This is a genomic window from Streptosporangium sp. NPDC003464 (genome assembly GCF_053588315.1).
In genome coordinates, this window is record NZ_JBSFPS010000078.1 from 14,920 (window position 1) to 35,649 (window position 20,730).

General features: G+C 72.2%; 23 protein-coding genes. 8 read left to right on the forward strand and 15 right to left on the reverse strand.

All coding sequences use genetic code 11. The features are described 5' to 3' along the window. Positions 1-149: 149 nt before the first annotated feature. Genes ACWDS7_RS19095 through ACWDS7_RS19105 form a run of 3 tightly spaced genes read right to left on the reverse strand, consistent with a single transcriptional unit; the run spans position 150 to position 2,175 of the window. Positions 150-944, reverse strand: coding sequence for an ABC transporter permease (locus ACWDS7_RS19095; protein WP_451930344.1), 795 nt, complete (start codon positions 942-944; stop codon positions 150-152). Then, a complete protein-coding gene (locus ACWDS7_RS19100; protein WP_451930345.1) occupies positions 941-1,822 on the reverse strand; it encodes an ABC transporter ATP-binding protein in 882 nt (293 codons plus the stop codon). The genes ACWDS7_RS19095 and ACWDS7_RS19100 overlap by 4 nt, the downstream gene beginning before the upstream one ends. Next, on the reverse strand, positions 1,819-2,175 hold the full coding sequence (locus tag ACWDS7_RS19105; RefSeq protein ID WP_451930346.1) for a hypothetical protein: 357 nt from the start codon (positions 2,173-2,175) through the stop codon (positions 1,819-1,821). The genes ACWDS7_RS19100 and ACWDS7_RS19105 overlap by 4 nt, the downstream gene beginning before the upstream one ends. Positions 2,176-2,232: 57 nt before the next feature. Between ACWDS7_RS19105 and ACWDS7_RS19110 the strand changes: the two genes are divergently transcribed. Continuing rightward, positions 2,233-2,622, forward strand: a complete 390-nt coding sequence (locus ACWDS7_RS19110) for a GntR family transcriptional regulator (RefSeq protein ID WP_306873181.1) — start codon at positions 2,233-2,235, stop codon at positions 2,620-2,622. Then, on the forward strand, positions 2,619-3,764 hold the full coding sequence (locus ACWDS7_RS19115; protein ID WP_451930347.1) for a DUF1648 domain-containing protein: 1,146 nt from the start codon (positions 2,619-2,621) through the stop codon (positions 3,762-3,764). The genes ACWDS7_RS19110 and ACWDS7_RS19115 overlap by 4 nt, the downstream gene beginning before the upstream one ends. Positions 3,765-3,939: 175 nt before the next feature. Here ACWDS7_RS19115 and ACWDS7_RS19120 read toward each other — a convergent pair whose 3' ends face one another. After that, positions 3,940-4,581 (reverse strand): class I SAM-dependent methyltransferase, encoded by a 642-nt coding sequence (locus tag ACWDS7_RS19120; protein ID WP_451930348.1) that lies wholly within the window; start codon positions 4,579-4,581, stop codon positions 3,940-3,942. 113 nt (positions 4,582-4,694) lie between these two features. Between ACWDS7_RS19120 and ACWDS7_RS19125 the strand changes: the two genes are divergently transcribed. Next, positions 4,695-5,351, forward strand: coding sequence for a TetR/AcrR family transcriptional regulator (locus tag ACWDS7_RS19125; protein WP_451930349.1), 657 nt, complete (start codon positions 4,695-4,697; stop codon positions 5,349-5,351). Positions 5,352-5,413: 62 nt separating this feature from the next. On the opposite strand, the gene ACWDS7_RS19130 is transcribed toward ACWDS7_RS19125, so the two are convergent. The 3 genes from ACWDS7_RS19130 to ACWDS7_RS19140 all read right to left on the reverse strand — a co-directional run bounded on the left by ACWDS7_RS19130 (position 5,414) and on the right by ACWDS7_RS19140 (position 6,997). Beyond that, positions 5,414-5,923 (reverse strand): DUF2690 domain-containing protein, encoded by a 510-nt coding sequence (locus tag ACWDS7_RS19130; RefSeq protein WP_451930350.1) that lies wholly within the window; start codon positions 5,921-5,923, stop codon positions 5,414-5,416. 124 nt (positions 5,924-6,047) lie between these two features. Continuing rightward, positions 6,048-6,605 carry a YdeI/OmpD-associated family protein gene (locus tag ACWDS7_RS19135; RefSeq protein ID WP_451930351.1) on the reverse strand — a complete coding sequence of 186 codons (558 nt, stop codon included), beginning with the start codon at positions 6,603-6,605 and terminating at the stop codon, positions 6,048-6,050. Next, positions 6,602-6,997: a VOC family protein gene (locus ACWDS7_RS19140; RefSeq protein WP_306873164.1), complete on the reverse strand. Its 396-nt coding sequence runs from the start codon at positions 6,995-6,997 to the stop codon at positions 6,602-6,604. The genes ACWDS7_RS19135 and ACWDS7_RS19140 overlap by 4 nt, the downstream gene beginning before the upstream one ends. Positions 6,998-7,085: 88 nt before the next feature. Between ACWDS7_RS19140 and ACWDS7_RS19145 the strand changes: the two genes are divergently transcribed. Next, positions 7,086-8,060 carry a helix-turn-helix transcriptional regulator gene (locus ACWDS7_RS19145; protein WP_451930352.1) on the forward strand — a complete coding sequence of 325 codons (975 nt, stop codon included), beginning with the start codon at positions 7,086-7,088 and terminating at the stop codon, positions 8,058-8,060. A 94-nt stretch (positions 8,061-8,154) separates the two neighbouring features. Here the strand turns inward: ACWDS7_RS19145 and ACWDS7_RS19150 are convergent, their stop codons facing one another. The 5 genes from ACWDS7_RS19150 to ACWDS7_RS19170 all read right to left on the reverse strand — a co-directional run bounded on the left by ACWDS7_RS19150 (position 8,155) and on the right by ACWDS7_RS19170 (position 11,439). After that, on the reverse strand, positions 8,155-9,354 hold the full coding sequence (locus ACWDS7_RS19150) for a cytochrome P450 (protein ID WP_451930353.1): 1,200 nt from the start codon (positions 9,352-9,354) through the stop codon (positions 8,155-8,157). 20 nt (positions 9,355-9,374) lie between these two features. Beyond that, positions 9,375-9,596, reverse strand: a complete 222-nt coding sequence (locus ACWDS7_RS19155) for a hypothetical protein (protein WP_451930354.1) — start codon at positions 9,594-9,596, stop codon at positions 9,375-9,377. Next, positions 9,593-9,751, reverse strand: coding sequence for a hypothetical protein (locus tag ACWDS7_RS19160; RefSeq protein WP_451930355.1), 159 nt, complete (start codon positions 9,749-9,751; stop codon positions 9,593-9,595). The genes ACWDS7_RS19155 and ACWDS7_RS19160 overlap by 4 nt, the downstream gene beginning before the upstream one ends. Positions 9,752-9,759: 8 nt before the next feature. After that, on the reverse strand, positions 9,760-10,230 hold the full coding sequence (locus ACWDS7_RS19165) for a GbsR/MarR family transcriptional regulator (RefSeq protein ID WP_306873150.1): 471 nt from the start codon (positions 10,228-10,230) through the stop codon (positions 9,760-9,762). Between the two features lie 234 nt (positions 10,231-10,464). Continuing rightward, positions 10,465-11,439, reverse strand: coding sequence for a helix-turn-helix domain-containing protein (locus ACWDS7_RS19170; protein WP_451930356.1), 975 nt, complete (start codon positions 11,437-11,439; stop codon positions 10,465-10,467). 70 nt (positions 11,440-11,509) lie between these two features. Between ACWDS7_RS19170 and ACWDS7_RS19175 the strand changes: the two genes are divergently transcribed. After that, a complete protein-coding gene (locus ACWDS7_RS19175) occupies positions 11,510-11,842 on the forward strand; it encodes a cupin domain-containing protein (RefSeq protein WP_451930357.1) in 333 nt (110 codons plus the stop codon). Between the two features lie 131 nt (positions 11,843-11,973). Here the strand turns inward: ACWDS7_RS19175 and ACWDS7_RS19180 are convergent, their stop codons facing one another. Continuing rightward, positions 11,974-12,591, reverse strand: a complete 618-nt coding sequence (locus ACWDS7_RS19180) for a dihydrofolate reductase family protein (protein ID WP_306873143.1) — start codon at positions 12,589-12,591, stop codon at positions 11,974-11,976. A 137-nt stretch (positions 12,592-12,728) separates the two neighbouring features. Here ACWDS7_RS19180 and ACWDS7_RS19185 point away from each other — a divergent pair, with 137 nt between their 5' ends. After that, positions 12,729-15,449, forward strand: coding sequence for a helix-turn-helix transcriptional regulator (locus ACWDS7_RS19185; protein ID WP_451930358.1), 2,721 nt, complete (start codon positions 12,729-12,731; stop codon positions 15,447-15,449). A 244-nt stretch (positions 15,450-15,693) separates the two neighbouring features. After that, a complete protein-coding gene (locus ACWDS7_RS19190) occupies positions 15,694-18,393 on the forward strand; it encodes a DUF7824 domain-containing protein (protein ID WP_451930359.1) in 2,700 nt (899 codons plus the stop codon). 52 nt (positions 18,394-18,445) lie between these two features. On the opposite strand, the gene ACWDS7_RS19195 is transcribed toward ACWDS7_RS19190, so the two are convergent. Further along, entirely contained in the window at positions 18,446-19,135 is a 690-nt protein-coding gene (locus ACWDS7_RS19195) for a type 1 glutamine amidotransferase (RefSeq protein WP_451930360.1), read from the reverse strand. 104 nt (positions 19,136-19,239) lie between these two features. On the opposite strand from ACWDS7_RS19195, the gene ACWDS7_RS19200 reads away from it, so the two are divergent. Continuing rightward, positions 19,240-19,632 (forward strand): VOC family protein, encoded by a 393-nt coding sequence (locus tag ACWDS7_RS19200; RefSeq protein WP_451930361.1) that lies wholly within the window; start codon positions 19,240-19,242, stop codon positions 19,630-19,632. 199 nt (positions 19,633-19,831) lie between these two features. On the opposite strand, the gene ACWDS7_RS19205 is transcribed toward ACWDS7_RS19200, so the two are convergent. Then, positions 19,832-20,521, reverse strand: a complete 690-nt coding sequence (locus ACWDS7_RS19205; protein ID WP_451930362.1) for a hypothetical protein — start codon at positions 20,519-20,521, stop codon at positions 19,832-19,834. Between the last annotated feature and the right edge of the window lie 209 nt (positions 20,522-20,730).

Sequence of the window (20,730 nt, forward strand, 5' to 3'; positions counted from 1 at the left end):
GCCTGGCGGACAGTGGACATGTCAGGTCGCCGCCACCTTCCGGTCTGCGGCCCGTGATCCACGGGCGCTCGACGCGCGTCCACGCGCTGATACGACGGTGGCCCGGCGCTGATCGTGCAGCCGCAGAGCGGCCTTGGTCGCACGGACGCTCACATGATGTCCCGCCGCAACGGCGCCACGACGGCGACGGCGACCGCGACCAGGGCGTAGCAGATCAGTACGGCGCCGCCCGCCGGTGCGGACAGCAGCTGGGCCGCGGAGGAGCCGGTCTGGTCGGCGACGGCGTCCGCCAGGTAGGTGAAGCCGGTCAGCGCGGCGGTGGCACCGCCCGGGAGGTAGGGGTAGAGCACCTTGATCCCGGGGATGACCATCAGCACGGTCTCGATCATGTAGAAGTAGGCGCCGACCACGACGAGGGCGGCCACCTGGTTGCGGAGGAGGGCGCCCACGGCGACCCCCAGCAGGGTGTAGACCGCCATGGTGAGGGCGATACGGCCCAGCAGGACCGCGACCGTGACGGCCGGGAGGCCGAGCGCGATGCCCTTGAGCGCGGCCGCGCCGAAGAGGGCGCCGCCTGCCACGGCCGCGGCGAGCGCGCCGTAGGCGAGCCCGGCCCCGGTGTGGACCACCAGCTTGGCCGCGAGCCAGGTCCAGCGCCTGGGGGCGTACAGCGTCGTGGTGGTGATGGTCCGGTGCCGGTACTCCGAGGACACCGCGACGGTGCCGAGCAGGGCGGGGGCGAAGACGGTGAACCCGAGCAGGCCCAGCAGCATGTGGGTGCCCTGGGCGGTGTCCAGCCCGGGCATCGGAGGGGTGAAGTTCTCCGGGCCGACGAGCGCGAGCAGGCCGACGAGGCTTCCGCTGCCCAGAGCGGCGAGTATTCCCCACAGCCAGAGCCTGGTGCTGGTCAGACGTGTCCATTCCGCTGCCAGGAGCGCGGTCATCGGGAACCTCCGGTGAGGTGCAGGAAGGTCTGTTCGAGGGTGGGGCGTTCAGGGGTGATCTCGTGCAGGACGATGCCGTGGGCGGCGGCCGCGGCGGCGACCTCGGCGGTGCTCAGACCGAGGACGCGCAGGAGGTCCGGCCGCGGCCGCTCCACCCGGATCCCGTTCTCCGCCAGCCTGGCTGCGAACAGGTCCGCTCGCGGGGAGCGGACCAGCACGGCCGCCGTGCCGTACAGCTCGGTGACGGGCCCGGTGGCGACCAGGCGCCCGTCGCGGATCACCACGACGTGGTCGGCCATGTGCTCGATCTCGCCGAGGACATGGCTGGAGACGAGGATGGTGCGGCCGTCGGCGGCCAGGTCGCGGACGAAGCGGCGCAGCCAGGCGATGCCTTCGGGGTCCAGGCCGTTGCTCGGTTCGTCCAGCAGCAGCACCTGGGGATCGCCGAGCAGCGCGGTGGCCAGGCTGAGGCGTTGCCGCATGCCGGTGGACAGGGCGCGCGTCTGGCGGTCGGCGAAGGCCGACACCCCGGTCAGGTCGGCGACCTGCCTCACCCGGCCTGCGCCGTACCGGCCCATGCGGGCGTAGACCCGCAGGTGGTCGCGGGCGGTGTGGGCGGGGTGGAAGCCCGCGCTGTCCAGCACCGCGCCGACGGCGTCGGACGGACGGGGCAGGTCGGCGTAGCGCCTGCCGCCGAACGTGGTGGTGCCGGAGTCCGCCGCGACCAGGCCCAGCATCATCCGCATGGTGGTGGACTTGCCGGCGCCGTTCGGCCCCAGGAATCCGGTCACGACGCCCGCTCCGACCTCGAAACTGAGGTCGGTGACGGCACTCACCGACCCGAACGCCTTGGTCAGGCCACGGGCCTCGATGTTCACGCCGTCACCGCCGTCAGCTGCCGCTGGAGCCGCTCGGCGTCCGGAACGCTGAGGATCAGCTCGTCGTGGCCCGACACCCGGCTCTTCAGGACGATCCGCAGACCGGAGACCTCCCGCCGGGCGGCGACCAGGCACTTGACGCCGGTCGGGGACGTCCAGGTGCCGATCTTGAGGACGCCGGAGAAGCGCAGGCCGTAGTGCCTGCCCTTGGCGGCCGCGAGCGGCCGGTCGAGCCGGTGCGCCTCGCCGACGGCCGCCACCGGCACGCTCACCGCGCCGGTCCTGCTGAACGGCCGTGTCCACGGGGCGAAGTGCACGGTCAGCGTTCCCTGGTGAATCTCTACCTGCAACATGATGTGTTCTCCAAGTGCTATCTGTTCTATTAGTTGTATATCAGATAGAGTGATGGCGTGCAGCTGACCCTTGACCTCGACAGCGAGGTCCCGATCTACCAACAGATCCGGGACCGGATCGTGGAGGCGATCGCCAGACGGCAGGCGCGGGAAGGTGACCCGCTACCCTCCACGCGGCAACTCGCCGCGGACTTCGGCGTCAACTTCCATACCGTGAACAAGGCCTATGACCTGCTGCGACAGCAGGGCGTCATCCGGATCAACCGCAAGAGTGGCGCGGTCGTGCGGCGCGATGCCGACACCGGCCCGCCCGAGGCACCCTTTATCGACGACTGGGAGGAACGCATGCGCGTGCTGCTGGCGGAAGCCACCGTTCACGGCATGGACCGGCAGGATGTGCTGCGCCGGTGCGAGGCTCTACTGATCGGTTTCGAGGAGACGGCGTGATCCCGTTGCTCGGCGCCGACCTGATCCTCGTCGTACTGGTGACGTCCTTCATGCTGGCCCTGCCGGCGGTGGCCAGGCCCGCACTGCCGTTCGGGGTGCGTGTGGGCATCGAGCGGGCGGGTGATCCCGCCGTCATCGCGGCGCGGCGGTCCTACGCCCGCCTGGTCGTCCTGGCGGCCACGGCCGTCGCGGCGGTCTCGATCCTCGTGCTGCTGGTCACCGGGTCTCCAGCCGTGATCGGCGTCACCACGACGGCGGTGCTCGTCGTGGACCTGCTGCTGTACTACCGGGCTCATCGCGGGGTCCGCGCCGCCAAGCACGCCGGTGAGTGGGCGGCCGGGCGGCGTCAGGGCGTCACCGTGGACACCACCTTCCGCACCGACCCGGTCCGCGTGCCGTGGCCGTGGGGGCTGCCCGCCCTGGCCGTTCTGCTGCTGACCGGGGGCACCGGCTGGTCACGCTACGGCGGACTGCCCGCCACGCTGCCGCTGTTTCCCGGATACGGTACGGCCTCCACGGAGCGGGTGCCCACGACCCTCGTGAGCGCCTTCCAGCCGGTGATCTACCAGATCGCCGTCGTCCTGACCGTCCTCGCCGCGGTCCTGGTCGTGCTGCGTGCCCGTCCCGACCTCGACGCGGCCAGGCCCAGGGGCTCAGCCCGCCGCTACCGCGTCTACCTGCGCGGCGTCGCGGTGATGTCGCTGCTGTCAGCGGCCTGCCTGAACCTGAGCCTGTTCCTCGCGGCGCTACCGCTGTGGGAGATCGTCGACCCCGGGATCATCTGGCAGGTGGCCGTCTACGTCCCGCTTGTCGCGGTGCTGGGCGGCTGGCTGGCCTGGGAGATCAAGGTCGGCCAGGCCGGGCACCGGCTGCCCGCCCTGCCCGGCGAGGAGCGGGAGGACTCCGGGATCGGCCAGCGCGACGACGACCGCCACTGGTTCCTCGGCGGCGCCGTCTACGTCAACCGCCAGGACCCGGCCCTCCTCGTGCACGCCCGCCTCGGCTCCGCCTCGTGGACGCTCAACCTCGGCCACCCGGTCGCCTGGCTCCTGATCGGCGTCCTCGCCGCCGTCCTGATCGTGTTCGGCGTGCTGGCGTCGGCGGGCGTCGTGGATCTGCCCCAGAAGCACAACGTCTTCTGAGCGTTCACCGGCGACGCGTCGGGCTCGACCCCGTACTCGGACACGGTCGCGCCCGGACGGCGTGCCCCCCGGGGTCCTCCCGGCGGGCACGGGGCCGGACCGGCGGCAGGGGAGAGGCGGACGGATCGCGCCGGCGTGACGCGCGCGTCAGCCGTCCGGCGCGCGGCCGACGCCCTCATCCGATCGTCGCCGTCCCGATCACGCGGGGAGAGCTGGGCCCGGGGCGGCCGCCGATGAGGAAATCGAAATGCCGGGTCCGGTCGATGGCGAATCCCGCGTCGGTGATGGCCCGCTCGGTGTCGCGGGCGAGGTGGCAGCCCGCCCCCTGCAGCGGCCAGACCAGGTCCAGGGCGCGCTGCATCCGCGCGAGATCCGGACGCGGTGAGCGGATGTGCTCGTAGAAGTACAGGTGACCGCCGGGGCGCAGCACGCGGGCCGCTTCGGCCAGGCAGCGGGGGACGTCGCGGACCGAGCACAGCACCTGGGAGGCCACGACGGCATCGACCGAGTGGTCGGGCAGCGGCAGGTGCTCGGCGTGGCCCGGGTGGACCCGTACGGGTACGGGGGCACGGGCGGCGGCGCGTTCGGCCAGCAGGCGCAGCCGCGGCTCGGGTTCGATGGCGATGACCTGCCGCACGGCGGGTGGGTAGTGGCGGAAGTTGGCGCCGTGCCCGGCTCCGATCTCCAGGACGCGGCCGCCGGCCCCGGCGAGCAGTTCCCGGCGGTGTGCGAGCGCTCCGTGGGCGTCCTCGTAATCGCTGACGCGCGGGTAGCGGCGCGCGAACAGCGGATGGCGGACCGTCATCCTGATGAACATCCTTCCGAACTGTCGGCCGGCCCGGGCGGGGCCGCCGACCTCCCCTGAACGGCGTCCATGAACGTTGTACATGAACGCTGTACAGGAGAGCCTGCGCCGCGTAGGGTTGTCAAGTGGCTCCAGAGAAACTGACCCGTCAGGCCGTCATCGAGCGGGCGGTGAAGATCGCCGACACCGACGGGCTCCAGGCGGTCACCATCCGCCGGCTCGCCGCCGAGCTCGGCGTCGTGCCGACGGCGCTGTACTGGCATGTCAAGAGCAAGGACGGACTGCTCTCCGCGCTCGCCGACCGCCTGCTCGCGGCGCTCGTCGCCGACGTGGACGCGGACCTGCCCTGGGACCGGCGTCTCCGTGCGATGGTCACCGCGCTGGTGGAGCAGACCCGTGCGCACCCATACCTGTCCACCCTGCTGCCGATGATCGACAAGAGTGCGAGCGAGGAATACCGCCGGGCCACCGACACCGCGATCGGGCTGCTCACCGAGGCCGGGTTCACGCTCCAGCAGGCCGACCAGGTGGCCACCTACCTGCTCCTGGGGGCCGTGGCGATGGTCTCCTGCCAGCCCGGCGGCGTGGGAAGCGGCGAGGAGGAGGCCGCGGAGCTCAGGCGGCAACACCGCCTCGACCTGGAACGCCTGCCCCCCGGTCGTTACCCCCACCTGGCCGCCTTCGCCACCACCCTCTCCGGCCCTCCCGACATCGACGCCTACTACGCCTTCGGCGTCGATCTCCTGCTGTCGGCGGTGGAGGCCACGGCCCCGAACGGATGAGCGCGGCCGGTGACGGGGGCGCGGAGCCCCGGGCTCGGCGGAAGTAGCTCAGCGGAAGTAGCTCAGCGGAAGTAGCGGTCCGCCTTGCCGAAGGCGTAAGTGACCCACGAGCCCGCGCTGTTCTTGTGGTAGAGGTAGCCTTCGGCCCACATCGAATAATTTCGAGTCATCATCGGCGTGTAGCAGGTGGTCTGGCCGGTTATGACGCGCTTGTTGCCATTAGCGGTGTCACAGCTGTAGGCGAGTCTGTGGGTGCCATGGGGCCCGCTGCGGCGGATCAGCGCGTTTCCATACTCGCCGGCACCGAGCTTTACGCCGAAGTTGACGAAGGCCCATGACGTGTTACATGACAGATTTCTCCGTACTTGGATAGTGCCGTAGACGGTGTCACCTCGGACGATTTCCTGGGTGGCGACGACCCGTCCGTTGGTGGCGCACGCGCGGCCGTTGATCACCTTGTAGGGGGACTGGCCGTTGTACGGGTCGGCGGCCTCGGCGGCCTGGACCGGGCCGACGAAAGGCAGCAGCGGCAGGACGGCAAGCAGGGCGTATGAGCGAACCTTCGATTTCACCAGGTTCTCCTTCTGCGCGGCATCGCCTGAGGACCTTACCGAATTCCGCTCCCGCCCGACAGGTTACGATCCCGTGCGTGATCGGCCGTTCCGCCTGCCGTCTCGACCTACCGCCCACCGCGGGTCAGGCCTCCAGTCCTGCGATCACCGTGGCCAGGCAGGCGGCCCTGCTCCGGGGGGTGCGGGTCTTGGCCAGGCGCAGGATCACGGCGTACTGGCCCGTCCTGCCCAGGCGGTCGTAGGCGGCTCTGGCCCCGGGGCGCTCCTGCAGCGCCGCGACCAGGTCGGGCGGGGCGGTGGCGTTGCGCTGGGAGGGGTAGGCGGCGCTCCACCGCCCGTCCACCTGGGCGGAGGCGATCTCCGCGGACCCCGGGGGGCGCATCCGCCCCTCGGCGATCAGCGCCTCCGCCTGCTCGACGTTCATCTGCGACCACGGGCTGCCGGCACGGCGCCGCGAGTATCGCTGCAGGTAGAACTTCTCGTCGAAGGAGCGGCGGTGGCTGTCGATCCAGCCGTAACACAGGCAGGCGGCCAGCGCCTGCGGCTGCGTCACCGAGGTCGCCCCCGACCCCTTCTTGGCAATCTTCAGCCAGACGCCCCTCCCTCCGTCGTGGTGCTCGGCCAGCCAGGACTCCCACTGAGCGGCGTCCTCGAAGGTGAGGACCGCCTCCTCCGCGCTCATCGGGCCGACTCCACGACCTTCAGGTAGTGAGCGTTGTACATGACGCCCAGGATGTTGCCGAAGGGGTCGACCACCGAGGCGGTCACGAACCCGGGGCCGCGCTCGGTGAGCGGGTCGTACACCTTCGCGCCCATCGAGACGAGCCGCTCCACCGTGGCCGCCACGTCGTCGACGTGCCAGTACACGATCACGCCCGCCGGGCCGCTCGCCGCGCCCTCGGGGGCGTAGCGGCTGTCGATCAGGCCCAGCTCGTGCTGGAAGTCGCCGACGCGGAACTCAGCGTATCCGGGCCGCTCGAAGTAGGGGCTCATGCCCAGCAGCTCGGTGTACCAGCGGACGGCCTCCGCGTGGTCCTCGGCCCAGTAGCTGATGGTGGTCATTCCGCGCAACATGGTGTTCTCCCTTGCCGTTCGCTTGATGACTGAAGAGTAGACTCCTAATAGGTCAGTGAATGTCCTAGCAGTGCGGCAGGGTGAAGTCATGCGCGATCCATCTGGCCGACTGCTGCAACTGCTGTCCCTGCTGCAGACCCCGAAAGAGTGGCCCGGCACCGAACTGGCGGACCGGCTCGGCGTCACCACCCGCACCATCCGCCGCGACATCGACCGGCTGCGCGAGCTCGGCTATCCCGTGCACGCCACCCAGGGCAACATCGGCGGCTACCGCCTCACCGCCGGTACGGCCATGCCACCCCTGCTGCTGGACGACGAGGAGGCCGTCGCCATCGCCATCGGGCTGCGCACCGCCGCCACCGCGGCCGTCGCCGGGGTGGCGGAGACCTCGCTGCGCGCCCTGGCCAAGCTGGAGCAGCTCCTGCCGCAACGGCTGCGCCGCCGGGTGGCCTCGCTCTCACACGCGACTGTCATCCTGCCGCCCGCCCCGGGACCCACCACCGACGCCGAGGCCCTGGCCGCGCTCGCGGCTGCCTGCGTCATCCACGAGAGGGTCCGTTTCACCTACACCAGGGCCAACGGCCAGACCAGCCGCCGCCTGGTGGAGCCGCACCGGCTGGTGGCCTCGGGGCGGCTGTGGTATCTGGTCGCCTTCGACGCCGAGCGCTCCGCCTGGCGCTCCTTCCGCCTGGACCGTCTCACCGACGTCCAGCGCACCGGTGTCCACCTGCCCGCCCGCGAGCTACCCGGCGGCGTCGACGCTCTCACCTGGGTGAAGCAGGCGATCGCGGCGGGCTCCGTCCGCGCCACGGTGCTCCTGCACGCGCCGATCGAGCGGGCCGCCGAGCAGGTCCCCGCCTGGCAGGGCGAGCTGGAGCCTGTCGACGAGCGCACCTGCCGGCTGCGCACCCACCCGGACGCGCCCCACTACCTGGCCTACCGTCTGACCCTGCTGCCCATGGACTACACCCTGCTCGACCCGCCGCTCCTGGCCGAGCACCTGGCGTCGATCGCCGAGCGGGCGGGCAACGCCATCCGCGACTTCCCGCGCAGGACCGGTTGACCCGGTCGCTGATCACCCGGAAGCCTCCCGGCCGCCACCGGGAGGCTTCCATGTGCGATCAGACCGCCGCTGGGCGTGCTGCTGGGCGGCGTGGTCAGGCCAGCGTCAGGCGGCGCACGCCCGTCATGGTCGGTGTGGGCATGAACTGCACCGGATCGTCCGGGTCGGTGCGCAGGACGTCGAACCGGTCGAGCAGGACGTTCAGCGCGACCCGCCCCTCCAGCCGGGCCAGCGGCGCGCCCAGGCAGAAGTGGATGCCGCGGCCGAAGGCCAGATGCGGGTTGGGGTCGCGGCCGGGGTCGAAGACGCCCGGGTCGGGGAACTGCCGCGGGTCCCTGTTGGCCGAGCCGAGCCAGACCATGATGAGCTGGTCGGCCGGGATCGCCACACCGCCCAGCTCGGTCTCGCGGGTGGTGGCGCGGCCCAGCGCGGCGAACGGGGTGAACAGGCGCAGCGACTCCTCGATGACGGCCGGGATCAGGGCGCGGTCGGCGCGGGCCCGCTTCTGCTGCTCGGGGAAGGCGTCGAGGCACAGCACCGTGTTGCCGAGCAGCATCGTGGTGGTGATGTGCCCGGCCAGCAGCAGCACGATCGCGAAGTTGACCACCTGCTCCGCCGGCAGGCGCTCGCCGTCCACCTCGGCCTCGACCAGCCGGGTGAGCAGGTCGGCCCGCGGGTGACGCCGGCGTTCCGCGGCGTGTGCGGCCAGGTAGGCGCTCATCTCCTGCCACGGTCCGAGCGTGGCCCGCAGGGCCGCGTCCTGCTTCTCGGTCGGCTCGGTGAGTGAGATCTTGGCGTCACGCTCGAACAGCGCGTCTGCCCACTTCTTGAACAGGGCGCGGTCGCTGCTGGGCACCCCCAGTAGCTCGGCGATGACGATGACGGGCAGCGGGTAGGCCAGATCGGTCACCAGCTCCAGCCGCCCGCGCTCGCGTGCCGCGTCCAGCAGCTCGCCGGTGAGCGCGGCGATCCTGGGTTCGAGCTCCGCCACGACCCTGCGGGTGAAGGCGCTGGTCACCAGCTTGCGCAGCTTGCCGTGCTCGGGCGGGTCGAGCTGGGTGATGAAGCCCTCCAGCGAGAACTCCTCGGCGTCCGGCATCAGGCCCTTGGGGATCACGCGCATGGTGTCGGAGGAGTAGGTCGTGGGGTCGCCGAGGAGCTCCTGCGCCTCGGCGAAGCCGTGGACGTTCCATATGCCGGTGGTGGCGTCGTGCTCGACGGGCGGGCCCGATCGGGGACCGCGCAGCCAGAAGTGCTGTTCGGGGATGTGGTAGCGCTCGACGATGTCGGTCATCGCCCCTCCCTTGATGGTGGTCAGCCGAACGTGAACCGGTAGGTGTGGCCCATGTTCCGCAGCGCCGGGACGGCGTTGATCAGCCGGTGGAGCACGCGGTGGCGGCGTACCGGGATCCTGCGGTAGTGCTTGCCGGAGGAGGCCCGCTCGGCGCGGGCGGGCCGGGGGTTCCGGCGCTCGGCCTCCCGAGCGCCGTGCGGGCCCCGGCGGAAGCGCGGCACCAGGTGGCCGTCGCCGGTCACCGGCGCGCCGATCGTCCGGTACGGGCCGCGTGGCGGTCGGCGAGGATCGGCGCCGGCAGCCGACTCTCGTACGCCCGCATGTAGTGGGTGCCGAGCAGGGGCCAGGTGATCCCCTCGTCACCGATCCCGGTGAAATCCATCTTCTCCGCGTTCATCGGCCTCCTTACATGCCGTCCGCCTGCTTGTCGCGATATTCCTGCCAGCGTTCGACCAGCCCGTCGGCGTCGTGCTCGATGAAGGCGAAGAACCGCCTCGACTCCTCCACCTGCGCCCGCTGCTCGGGCCGGTCCTCGCCGACGACCGACAGCCCGAAGTCAAGCGTCTCCAGGCCGAGCCGCACGCCGGCGAGCTGGACCCCGAGGGCGTGCGCCCATCCGCCCCGCACGATCCGATAGCGGTGCTCGCGGCCCGGTGCGGGCACCCGCTCCAGCATTCCGGCCCCCTCCATCTGGCGGGCGACCGTGCTGACCGCGGTCTTGCTCACGCCGAGGTCGGCGGCCAGCTCGGTGAGCGACTGGTGCGGCGGGTCGCAGATCATCAGCCACGCGTACATGCGGCCCATCGTCCGCGTCGCGGCGAACCGCTCGAAGACCAGCCCCATCCGGTCGACGAACTCGCGCTCCTTCTGCTCCACTCGTCTCTCCAGCCGCATCATCAAGTACGTACTTTACGTAAAGTACGCCTGAGCCATCCCCTGGGCAAGCTGCCGGACCATGCCTTCGTGGGAGATTTCTTCGGCCGGCGAGACGCGGTGACATCCTTGGGGGCCCGTAGGTGGTGGAGCGCGGCACGCCGGGCAGGTCGGCGATCTGCTGGACGGTCTTGTCCCGTGCGCTCGCGCAGCTCCTGCGCGAGCGCGATCGGTGCCTCAGGCGCCCGGTCGCGTGCCGCCGGCATTGCGGCCGAAGGAGCGGCGGTAGGCGGCAGGCGTGGTGCGCACCATCGCGTGGAAACGTCTGCGGAGGTTGGCGGCCGAGGACAGGCCGACCCTGGTCGCGATCGTCTCCACCGGGAGGTCCGTTTCTTCCAGAAGGGTGCGGGCGGCCATGATGCGTTGCTGGAGCAGCCATCGGCCGGGGGCGATGCCCAGCTGGTCGTCGAACCTGCGGGCGAGCGTGCGCGGGGAGATCTTGGCCTGCGCGGCGAGGTCGCTGACGGCGAGGGGCTCATGCAGCCGTTCGACGGCCCAGTCGAGGATGGCGGCCAGAGACTCCGGCGGGTGGCCGGTGAGGGCCGGAGCGGCGTACTGCAGCTGCCCGCCCTCGCGATGCGGCGGCATGACCATGTGCCGGGCGATCTGCTCGGCGTGGGCGGCGCCATGGTCGGCGCGGGCCAGGTGCAGGCACAGGTCGATGCCTGCGGCGGTGCCGGCGCTGGTGGCGACGTCGCCCAGGTCGACGTACAGGGTGTCCGGCTCGACCTGAACGGCGGGGAAGCGGGCGGCGAGCTCGGCGGCCATCCGCCAGTGGGTGGTCGCTCTGCGGTGATCCAGCAGTCCCGCCTGCGCGAGGAGGAAGGCGCCGGAGCAGATCGCGACGATGCGGGCGCCGCGCCGGTGGGCGTGCCGTACGGCGTCGATCACGGCGCGCGGGGCGGGTTGCTCCCGGCGATGCCAGCCGGGGATCACCACGGTGCCGGCGGTCTCCAGCGCGGGCAGCCCCTGGCCGACCACCATGTCGTAGCCCGCCAGGGTCGGCACGGCGCCCGGACGCTCCGCGCACACGCCGAACTCGTAACGGGCGGGCAGACCGGGGCGGCGCATGCCGAAGACCTCGGCGGCGCACGCCAGCTCGAACGTGGACTGCGGTGGCAGCACCAGGGCGACCACTCGATGAGCACTCATGGCAGGAAAGTACCTGAAGGCGTCATTTCAGACACTGGGCCGGTACGGCCGGCGCCACGACGATGGGTCCATGACGCACAAGTCCGGTGATGTTCAGGTCCTGCACGTTGACGAGGTCGAACCGGTGGAGGTCGTCCCCGGGATCATCCGGCGGCGCCTGCCGGCCACGGAATGGGCGCGCGGATGGATGTATGACTTCGCCCCGGGGACCGAGTGGCCCGAGGTGGACGTGCACGAGGGAGAGGAACGCTACTACGTGATCTCGGGAGAGTTCGTCGACCGTGGGCAGCGCCTGGGGCCGGGCAGTTATGTGGTGTTCGCGCCCGGCAGCACACACCGCCCGCGTACCGAGACCGGTGCGCGCATGCTCGGCATCAGCATCCTCACCCGCTGGCCGGCGTGATGCGTACCGCCTGATCGGCGGCCGGTCCGGAGACCACCTGCCCGCCCGCGGCCCGCGGCCGAGCCTGCGTGGCCGCGGGCGGCACGTCGCGGAGCCGGCTCGGCGGCGTACCGGCCGACGTCGCGAAGGGGTCAGCCCGCGTTCCTGATCCGGTCGTAGATCAGGCAGATCGCGCCGGACTCGGTGGTCGACAGGTCGGTGAGCGACCAGGACGTGGCGGGCAGGCCGTCGGGGAAGAGCCGGGCGCCGCCGCCGACCAGTTCCGGGCAGAGCGTGATGCTGAGCCGGTCCAGTTCGTCCCCGGCCAGCAGGGCCTTGATGACGCTGCCGCTGGCCAGGACGATGATGTCGCCGCCGGGCTGCCGGCGGAGCCGCTTTACCTCCTCGGCGGGATCGGCGTCGGCGAGACGGGAGTTCTGCCACGGCGCCTCCGTCCGGGTCGAGGAAAAGACGATCTTCTCAGTCTCGTCGAGCCACTGGGCGAAGGCCCGGTCCCGGGGGTCGGCGCTGTCGTCCTTGGCGACCGCCGGCCAGACGGAGCCGAAGCCCTCGTAGTTCTTGCGGCCGAGCAGGGCGGTGGTGGCGGCGCCCGTCACCCGCACCATGTGGTCGCGGGCGCCGTCGGTGAGGGCGTGGGGGATGATCCAGCTCATGTCCCCCTCGCCGCCCTGGCCGTTGACCCGGCCGTCGAGCGAGAGCGCGATGTTGGCGACAACCTTGCGGGCCTGGACGTCGGGGTTCTGCGTCATGTCTGCTTTCCTTGGTGCTCGTGGCGACCCGGTGGCGCCGTGTACAGCGATCCTGTCGTCCTGGCAGGCCCGGAACATCTGCCAGCTGGCAGAGACGCCGGTGAACCGGTGGCTGATCCGCTGGCATACTTCCAGGAATGTCTGCTGTCCGTCACGTTCCGCCTGAGCTGTCATCGTTTGTAGGCCGAGCCTCGGAGCTCGCGGCGATCGGCGACGCGGTGACGGCCGGACGGGTCCTGACCCTGACCGGCCCGGGCGGATGCGGAAAGACCCGGCTGGCGATCCGCGTCTGCCGGCTGGCGGCCGAGGCATGGCCGGAGGGGGCGTTCTGGGTCGACCTGGAGGAGGAGACGGACGGCAGCCACGTCGCCCGCCGGATGGCGGCGGCGCTGGACGTCCTCCTGCCCGCCGAGCCGGATCCGGTGCCGGCGCTGGTCAGCGCGCTGCGGGATCGCGAATTTCTCGTGGTGGTCGACAACTGCGAGCACGTGCTGGACGACGCCGCCAGGGTCATCGCGGCGGTGCTGTCGAAATGCCCGCGCGTGGCGGTGCTCGCCACCAGCCGCTCCAGGCTCGGCATCGCCGCCGAGCGGGTGTGGCCGGTCCCGCCGATGGACCTGGCCGATGCGCTGGAACTGTTCCTCGAACGCGTCCGCGCTGCCGTGCCGGACGCGGTGAGCGGGGCAGAGGCCCGCCCCGGGGCGAGGCGGATCTGCGACCGGCTCGACCGGCTGCCGCTCGCGTTGGAGTTGGCCGCGGGCTGGGCGGGCGCGCTGTCGCTGGCGCAGATCGCGGACTCCCTGAGCGCGCCGTTCGCCCTCCTGGACGGCGGCGCGCGGACCGCGCCCTTTCGGCAGCGGACGCTGCAGGGGTCGATGAGCTGGAGCCACGACCTGCTGGATGACGACGAGCGGGTGCTGTTCCGGCGGATCGGGGTGTTCGAGCCCGGCTTCACCGCGGACGCCGTGACCCGCCTGGCCGCACTCGGCGGACCCGGCCCCGAACGCCTGCTCAAGGGGTTACGGGGGCTGATCGACAAATCGCTGGTCGTGGCGGACACGACGGGGGCGGTGGCCGGCTACCGGATGCTCGGGGTCGTCCGGGCCTACGCGCTCGCCCGCCTGGAGGAGGCGCAGGAGGACGCGGCCGCCCGGGACCTGCACCTGGACATCCACCTGTCCCTGCTGGAACGGCTGGCGCCGCTGCTGGGCACCGACAAGGACGCCTGGCGGATGCGACTGGGCGCCGCCTACCCCAACGTCCACGCCGCGATCGAGTGGGGACTGTCGCGCGCCGACCCGGCCCGGGGGCGGCGCCTGGCCGCGGCCTGCGCGTGGCTGTGGCATCTGGAGGGACGAGGCGTCGAGGGGGTGCGGCTGCTGCGGCGGGCGGCGGCGCGAGGCGCGGATGAGCGGAGCCCGCTGCAGGCGGAGGTCCTGGCGGCGCTGGCGCTGGTCCTCAACACCGCCGAGCCGGGTGTCGAGGCGTTCGAGGTGGCGCGGGCGGCGCAGGACATGGCCGCCGAGACCGGCGCGCCCGCGGCAGGACGGCCGGCACGACCGCTGGTCGCCATCGGGCGGCTCGCCGTGGGCCTCACCGAGGCGCTGGAGGAGGCCCGGGCGGTCAGGGAGGAGGCGGTTCAGGCCGGGGACGGATCCATCGCGGACTGCGCCGAGGCGTTCATCGGTCTGATACACGTGCTCGCCGACGACTATCGTCAGGCGATCGAATGCCTTGAACACGCCGTGGAAGGGCTTCTCGGGCGCGGCGACCGGGGGGTCGGGTCCTTCGCCCTGGGCTGGCTGGCGCTGGCCGCCGCCCGGTCCGGTGCGCTTCAGCGGGCGGGCGAGCTGGCCCAGCGTGCCGTGGCCACGGCGGAGCCCCTGCGTGACCTGCACTGGACCGGCTCGGCCCGGGTCGTCCTGGCCGAGATCCGCATCCTCCAGGGCCGCCTGGACGAGGCCGCTGCCGCGCTGGCGCCCATCGACCGCCTGGTCGACGGATCGGGGCGGCTGCCGTTCATCACCGGCTGGGAGCGCTGCAAGGCGATGCTCGCGCTCGAGCACGACCGCCCGCGAGAAGCGGTGGAGTGGTGCTGGCGAGAAGGCCGCTGGCAGGAGGAGCCGACCGAGGGATGGCTCGCGCCCGAGACCCAGCTGGTGCTGGCGGTCGCCCTGCGGCGGTCAGGCGACCACTCGGCCGCGGCACGGGTGCTCAACGCCCTGTCCGATGCGCCGGTGACCACACAGATGCCACGCATCCGCGCGGGCGTGCTGGATGAGCTGGCGCTGCTGATCCACGCGACCGACACCGAGCGGGCGCTGCACCTGCACCATGAGGCCCTACGGATCCGGATCGACCACGATCTCGTCCTCGGCCGTGTCGCCAGCCTGGAATCTCTGGCGTTGCTCAACCTGCGGCGCGGCGTGGCCAAGACGGCCGGGGTGCTCGCGGGCGCTGCGGAGCGCGCCCGCTCCGACCTCGGGATCGCGCCTCGGCCGCTCCTGCGTGCCGCCGTTGCCGACGAGGAACTGCGGGCGCGGCTGCAGGAGCCGGCCCTGCACGGAGCCGTGGAGCACGGTCGTGCGATGGATCTGCCCGCAGCCGTCGGCTACGCCACCCGCGCGCGCGGGCCGCGCCGTCGGCCGGAGTCCGGATGGGAGAGCCTCACCCCGGCCGAGCGGTCAGTGGTGGAGCTCGCCGCCGAGGGGTTGTCCAATCCCGAGATCGCCACCCGCCTGTTCGTCAGCCGTGGCACGGTCAAGACTCACCTGGCGCACATCTACGCCAAACTTCAGGTCGCCAACCGCACCGAGCTCGCCCGCGCGGCGGCCGTGCACCTCAACCGGCACAACTAGCCCGCGGCTTTCACGGCCGGCCCGGATCGGCTCGGTCGTTCACCGGAGAATGGCCTTTGAACTGGGTTGATCGGACTTGTCTGAGGTCCCGTCCAGCCCTGGCCGGAAGGCGCCTCCCGGGTGAGCTCCACCGCTTGCCACTGCAGGACCACCCTGTCAGACAAGATCATCAGCGGTGTCGGGGCCGCTCCGCCCGCTGCGGATGATCCAGTTTCTGTCGGAGTTGATCTCTACGGTGTGCGGCATGACGACACACTCCCCGGAGAGCGGGGCCTGGCCGGGCGTGCGCGCGGCCGTCACCGCCGGTGACCCGGCCCTGGTCGCGGCCGCTGTGCTGGCCCTCGACGAGGCCGGGCGCCGTGAGGTGGCCCGCGAGCTGCCCGGCCACATCAGCGTCGCCAGGGAAGCGATCGCCGAACGCGACCGGCGCCGGGGCGTATGGACCGACGGCGGGGAATGGATCGAGCCCATGCGGGTCGCCGGCGCGGGGGTGCTCGGCGGGGCGGCGGCCGTCGCGACCTGGCTCTACCGCCGCGACTTCACCCGTTGGCGGCGGCCGCTCGACTCCGGGCCGCTGCTGCGTGTGATCGGCGCGCGGCCGCCGGAGTGGCAGGCCGACCTCGCCGTGCGGCTGGCCCTGCGGCTGCGCGGCAGCCGGGCCCAGGCCAGGGACGACAGCGTGCCGCTGGCCCTGGAGCTGCTGCGCCGCACCGGCGCCGTCCCGCCCGACCACGACCCGCTCACGATCGCCTGGGTGTCCCAGCCGCCGGACCTGGAGCACGACCCGCTGGCCGAGCACCTGGTGCCCCGGTTGTTCGAGGTCGAGGGCGTGGGCCGGGCGCTGCGCGAGGACAACATCGACCCGCCCTCCTGGGACGCCGGCCGCCGCACCTGGCTGGGGGCGCTGCGCGCCGCGGTCGCGGCCGGCCGGTCGGTCCCCGAGGCGCTGGTCGACGGCTGCGTACGCCGGTTCCTGCGCGGCGGCAGCGCCGCCGACCTGCGCTTCTTCGCCCGCCTGCACGAGATGCTCGACCCGGCGCCGAGCAAGGAGCGTGCCCGCGACTATCTGCGGCTGCTGCCCGCCGCGCCGGGCCCGGTGGCCGAGCTGGCGCTGCGGCAGCTACGCGGCGCGGGCGAGCTGAGCGGAGAGGAGGTCAATGAGGCGGTGTCGGCGCTGCTGTCGCGCCCTGAGGGCAAGCTTGTGCGCGCCGGGCTGACCCTGGTGGACCAGGCCGCCCGCGACGCAGCCGGTGACCTCGACGACCTGGCCGCGGCGCTCGCCTCGGCATTGCTGTGCGAGCCGTACGAGGTGCGCGAGCGCGCGGTGCGCCTGGCCGTCAAGCATGCCGGACGCTTCACGGACGCCGGGGCCGAGGCCGTGCGTGAGGCGGCGAGCTTCCTGCCCGCCGAGCTGGCGGCGCGGCTGTCGGAGGCGTACGGCGTGGTGGCGGCCGAGCCGGAGGTGGCCGACGACTTCGCGCCCGGGCCGCTGCCGCCGTTCGAGCTGCTCGCCCGCGAGCCGTTCCCGCCGGCGCTCGAGGACCTGACCGCCGCCTACGACCAGGTCGGTGACGGCATCACCTTCGAACGGTGGCTCGACGGCTTCGTCCGTGACCCGTCCAGGCGGCCGCGCCCCGGCCGGGGCCGCATCTACGAGCGGCGCCGGTGGTGCCGCCTCGACGAGTGGACGGAGGCGCTGCTGCGCGAGGCCGCCGACCCCGGCGCCGAACCGACCGTCCCCGAGCGCGAACGCGCTCCCGAGTACGCCAGGCACGTCATCGGCGTGCGCACCACCGAGGGCGACGTCAAGGTGGACTCCGGCCGGCTTCCGGACCCGCGCCACGTCTCGCCGCCGCACTATGCCATGCTGCTGCGCTGCGCCGAAGTCCACGCCGCGCTGAAGGCCGGGACGCTGCCGCCGTACCTGCTGGCCACCCCGACGCTGACCTCCGGTCACCTTGACCCCGCCGAGCTGGTGGCCCGCCTGGAGGGGTACGAGCGGGCCGGCGTCCAGGCCCTCTCCGCCGATCTGGGGCAGGCGCTGCTGCGGCTGCCGCGGGAGGTGGACCCGGAGGTGATCGACCGCGCCGGGAAGCTGGCCTCGGAGGCGGGCGCCACGCTGGCGCGATGGCTGGCCGACCGGCCGGAGCCGGAGCTGGGCGTGGACTGGTCGCACGCCGGCGGCGACTACACGCACGACCGCCAGAAGGGTGAGCACAGTCCCCGGCTGCACCCCCGCATCCGGATCGAGCCGACGGGGCTGGCGCTGATCGACGCGCTGCTGTCCGATCCGCGTCCCTGGACGGGCGGAGGCGACGGCGTGTACATGGAGTCCTGGCGGCTGACGCTGCCCTCGGACCGGGAGGCGGTGGCCATGCACCTCCTGCCGCACCTGCTCAACACCTGGGGGCGGCCCGGCTACTTCCATGAGTACGTGGCCGCGCTGTTCTCCCAGGACGGGCCGGTGGGCGAGGCGATGGCGCTGCTGATCGCCGTCCAGCTGACCGAGCGCGACATGTTCGCCTCGGAGGAGCGCGGCCGGCGGCTGCTGCTGGGCGCAGCCGCCGCAGGTTGCCTGCCCGCCGTGGAGTGCGGGCGGCAGCTCGGGCTGTCCCTGCGCAGGGACGTGACCAAGCTGAGCCACGTACGCGCGGCCCTGCAGGAATGCGCGGAACAGGGCGCGCACCGGCAGGTGTGGGAGATCATGACCGGACTGCTGCCCGTCTACCTGCCAGGACCGGACGAGCGGCCACATTCCGGGCACACCCAGGCGCTCTCCTTCGCGATCGACGCCGCCCGCTGGGCCGGAGCGCGCGGCCCCGCCCCTGCGGTCGCGGAGGCGGCGGCTCGCAAGGGGGCGAGCGGCTTCGTGCGCACCGCCCGCGCCCTGCACGAGCAACTGCTCATGGGACAGGGGCAGGCCGCGACACGGACGCACGCCTAGACGAGCGGAAGGCGGCGCGCGCCGGTCCCGGCCGGCGCCGCCAGGCGAACGGCTAGGGGCGTCCCTCCTTGACCAGGGTGGCGAAACGGGAGGCCACCGCAGCCCAGGCGGCCCGCGAGAGCGGGTCGTCGGTCACGGCGGCGGCGTACAGCTCGTCGGGGTCAAGTCCTCGACGGCGGGTGTACTCGACGTCCCACCGCTGGATGCGTTCGGGCCCCACCTCGGGATGGAACTGCACGCCCCAGGCGCGGTCGCCCAGCCGGAAGGCCTGGTAGGGACAGCGTTCGGTCTCGGCCAGCCAGACCGCGTCCGGCGGCAGGGCCGTGATGGCGTCGATGTGGTTCTCGATCGCCGGGACGGCGGCGGGCAGCCCGCCGAAGACCACGTCGTCCGCCGCCTCGGCCCTCATGGTGATGGACGTGCTGCCGTGCTCGGGCGCCCCGGCGTCGCCCAGGACCTTCCCGCCGCCGACCGAGGCCAGCATCTGCCCGCCGAGGCAGATGCCGAAGAACGGCACCGACCGGGCGAGGGCCTGCTCGACGAGGGCGCGGGTGGCCGGCAGCCAGGGCGCCCTGTCGTCGTCGTCCGGCAGGTAACCTCCGCCGAGCACGATCAGGCCGTCGTGCTCCAGCCGTGACGGGAGGGCGGACCCGTCGAAGGCGGTGGCCACGTCGACGGCGACGCCGGCGGCCTCCAGCCATTCCCCGAACCGCCCAGGGCCCCCGTTCGTATCGTTCTGCACGGCAAGCACACGCGGTATTTCCGACATGAGGCCCGACTCTACCGCCCCTGCCCACATGTGCACCTGGGAGCCCTCCGGCCCCAGGGATCTCTTATGATCGGCAGATGCCCCTCGGTCATATCGGCATGAACGTCAGCGACCTCGTCCGCGCCAAGGCGTACTACGACGAGTTCCTGCCCCAGGTCGGCTTCGAGAGCTTCTTCGCCGCCGACGACGAGTTCTCCTACCGCCCGGCGGACGGCAAGCCGGGCACATACCTGTTCTTCTACCCTGCAGTGGAGGACGGCGACTATTCACGCCACCGTCCCGGCCTGCAGCATCTGGCCTTCATGGTGAAGACCCGCCAGGAGGTGGACCGCCTCCACGCGTGGGCGGCCGGCCGGGGCGCGACCGTGCTGCACGCGCCTCGGGAGTTCCCGCAGTACGGTCCCGCCTACTACGCCACGTTCTGGGAGGGCCCCGACGGCGTCATGCTGGAAGTGGTCTGCCACCGGTAGCCCTGTGCCCGGGAGCGGGGGAGTGTCTCGTCGAGGGCGCAGGGCGCAGGACGCCGTGCGGCGGGAGTCGCGCCGGCCCTGGGGTCAAGGGGTCAGTCCTCGCCAAGCGAGGGTCGTCATGCCGGTGAGCACGTCGGGCGGGATGTCGGCTTCCGAGACGGCGTCGATCTCGGAAGTCCACTCATCCGCGGCCGAGGCTCTACGGCAGCTCCGTTCCCCTGCCGAGGCTCTGCGGCAACTCCGCTCTCCTGGAGAAGTCCCGTTGCCGCCGCAGGCCGAGGACGTGGACTACCACCATGCCGATGCTCACGGCGGCCGTCGTCCACACGACCCATTGCCCGACAGTCGTGATCACTTCATTCCTGCCCGGTGGCATCACGAACATCTGGACGGCCGCGCCGACCGGCACGGTCACCTTCGCGAGCACACCGATCGCTCCCGGCCGCCTGGCACATGCCCCTACGGCGCCCAGAATCGGTCCGAGCAGAATACTCGCCACCCACCAGTAGACCGTGTCATACCCGTAGGAGCCGAGCGAGACGCCGTGGACGACCGTGTCCACGGCGTAGTACGCCGCCGTGGCGGCGAGCAGAGCAAACGCTCCGGCAACGGCGCCCCGGGCCAGTGTCCGGGCCCCAAGACCGCCCCGCTCGGCGCGGGTGGCCAGCAACCCCGCCAGCACCGCCGACCCGGCCCATGCCCAGCCGGAGTCCAGCAGTACGCTCACGATCTCCATGACCGACCATCCGCCGGTCGTCGCTTCCCGGCTCTCCAGATCCACCGAGAGCTGGGCCACGGCGTTGACCAGGGAGGTGGCCGCGCCGAACACCGCGCCGACCGCCAGGACGCTCAGCAGGGGTTTCGAACCGGATCGCGGGTTGTTGTCCATGGACGGCTTTCTACCAAACAAGGTCGCGACATGCGCTGTCGGAAGGGACCTGGAGCAGGTTTCCGCCGGAGTGTCAGCGGGGTGCCGAGAGGCGTGCGGGCTCGGTGCCCCTGCGGCTCATGTACGTAATACATCGGTGGTGGCCGCCATGGCCCCGCAGTGCTCGTGCGGGGCGTACATGAGCTGGATCTGTGAGAGCGTCCGGGCCC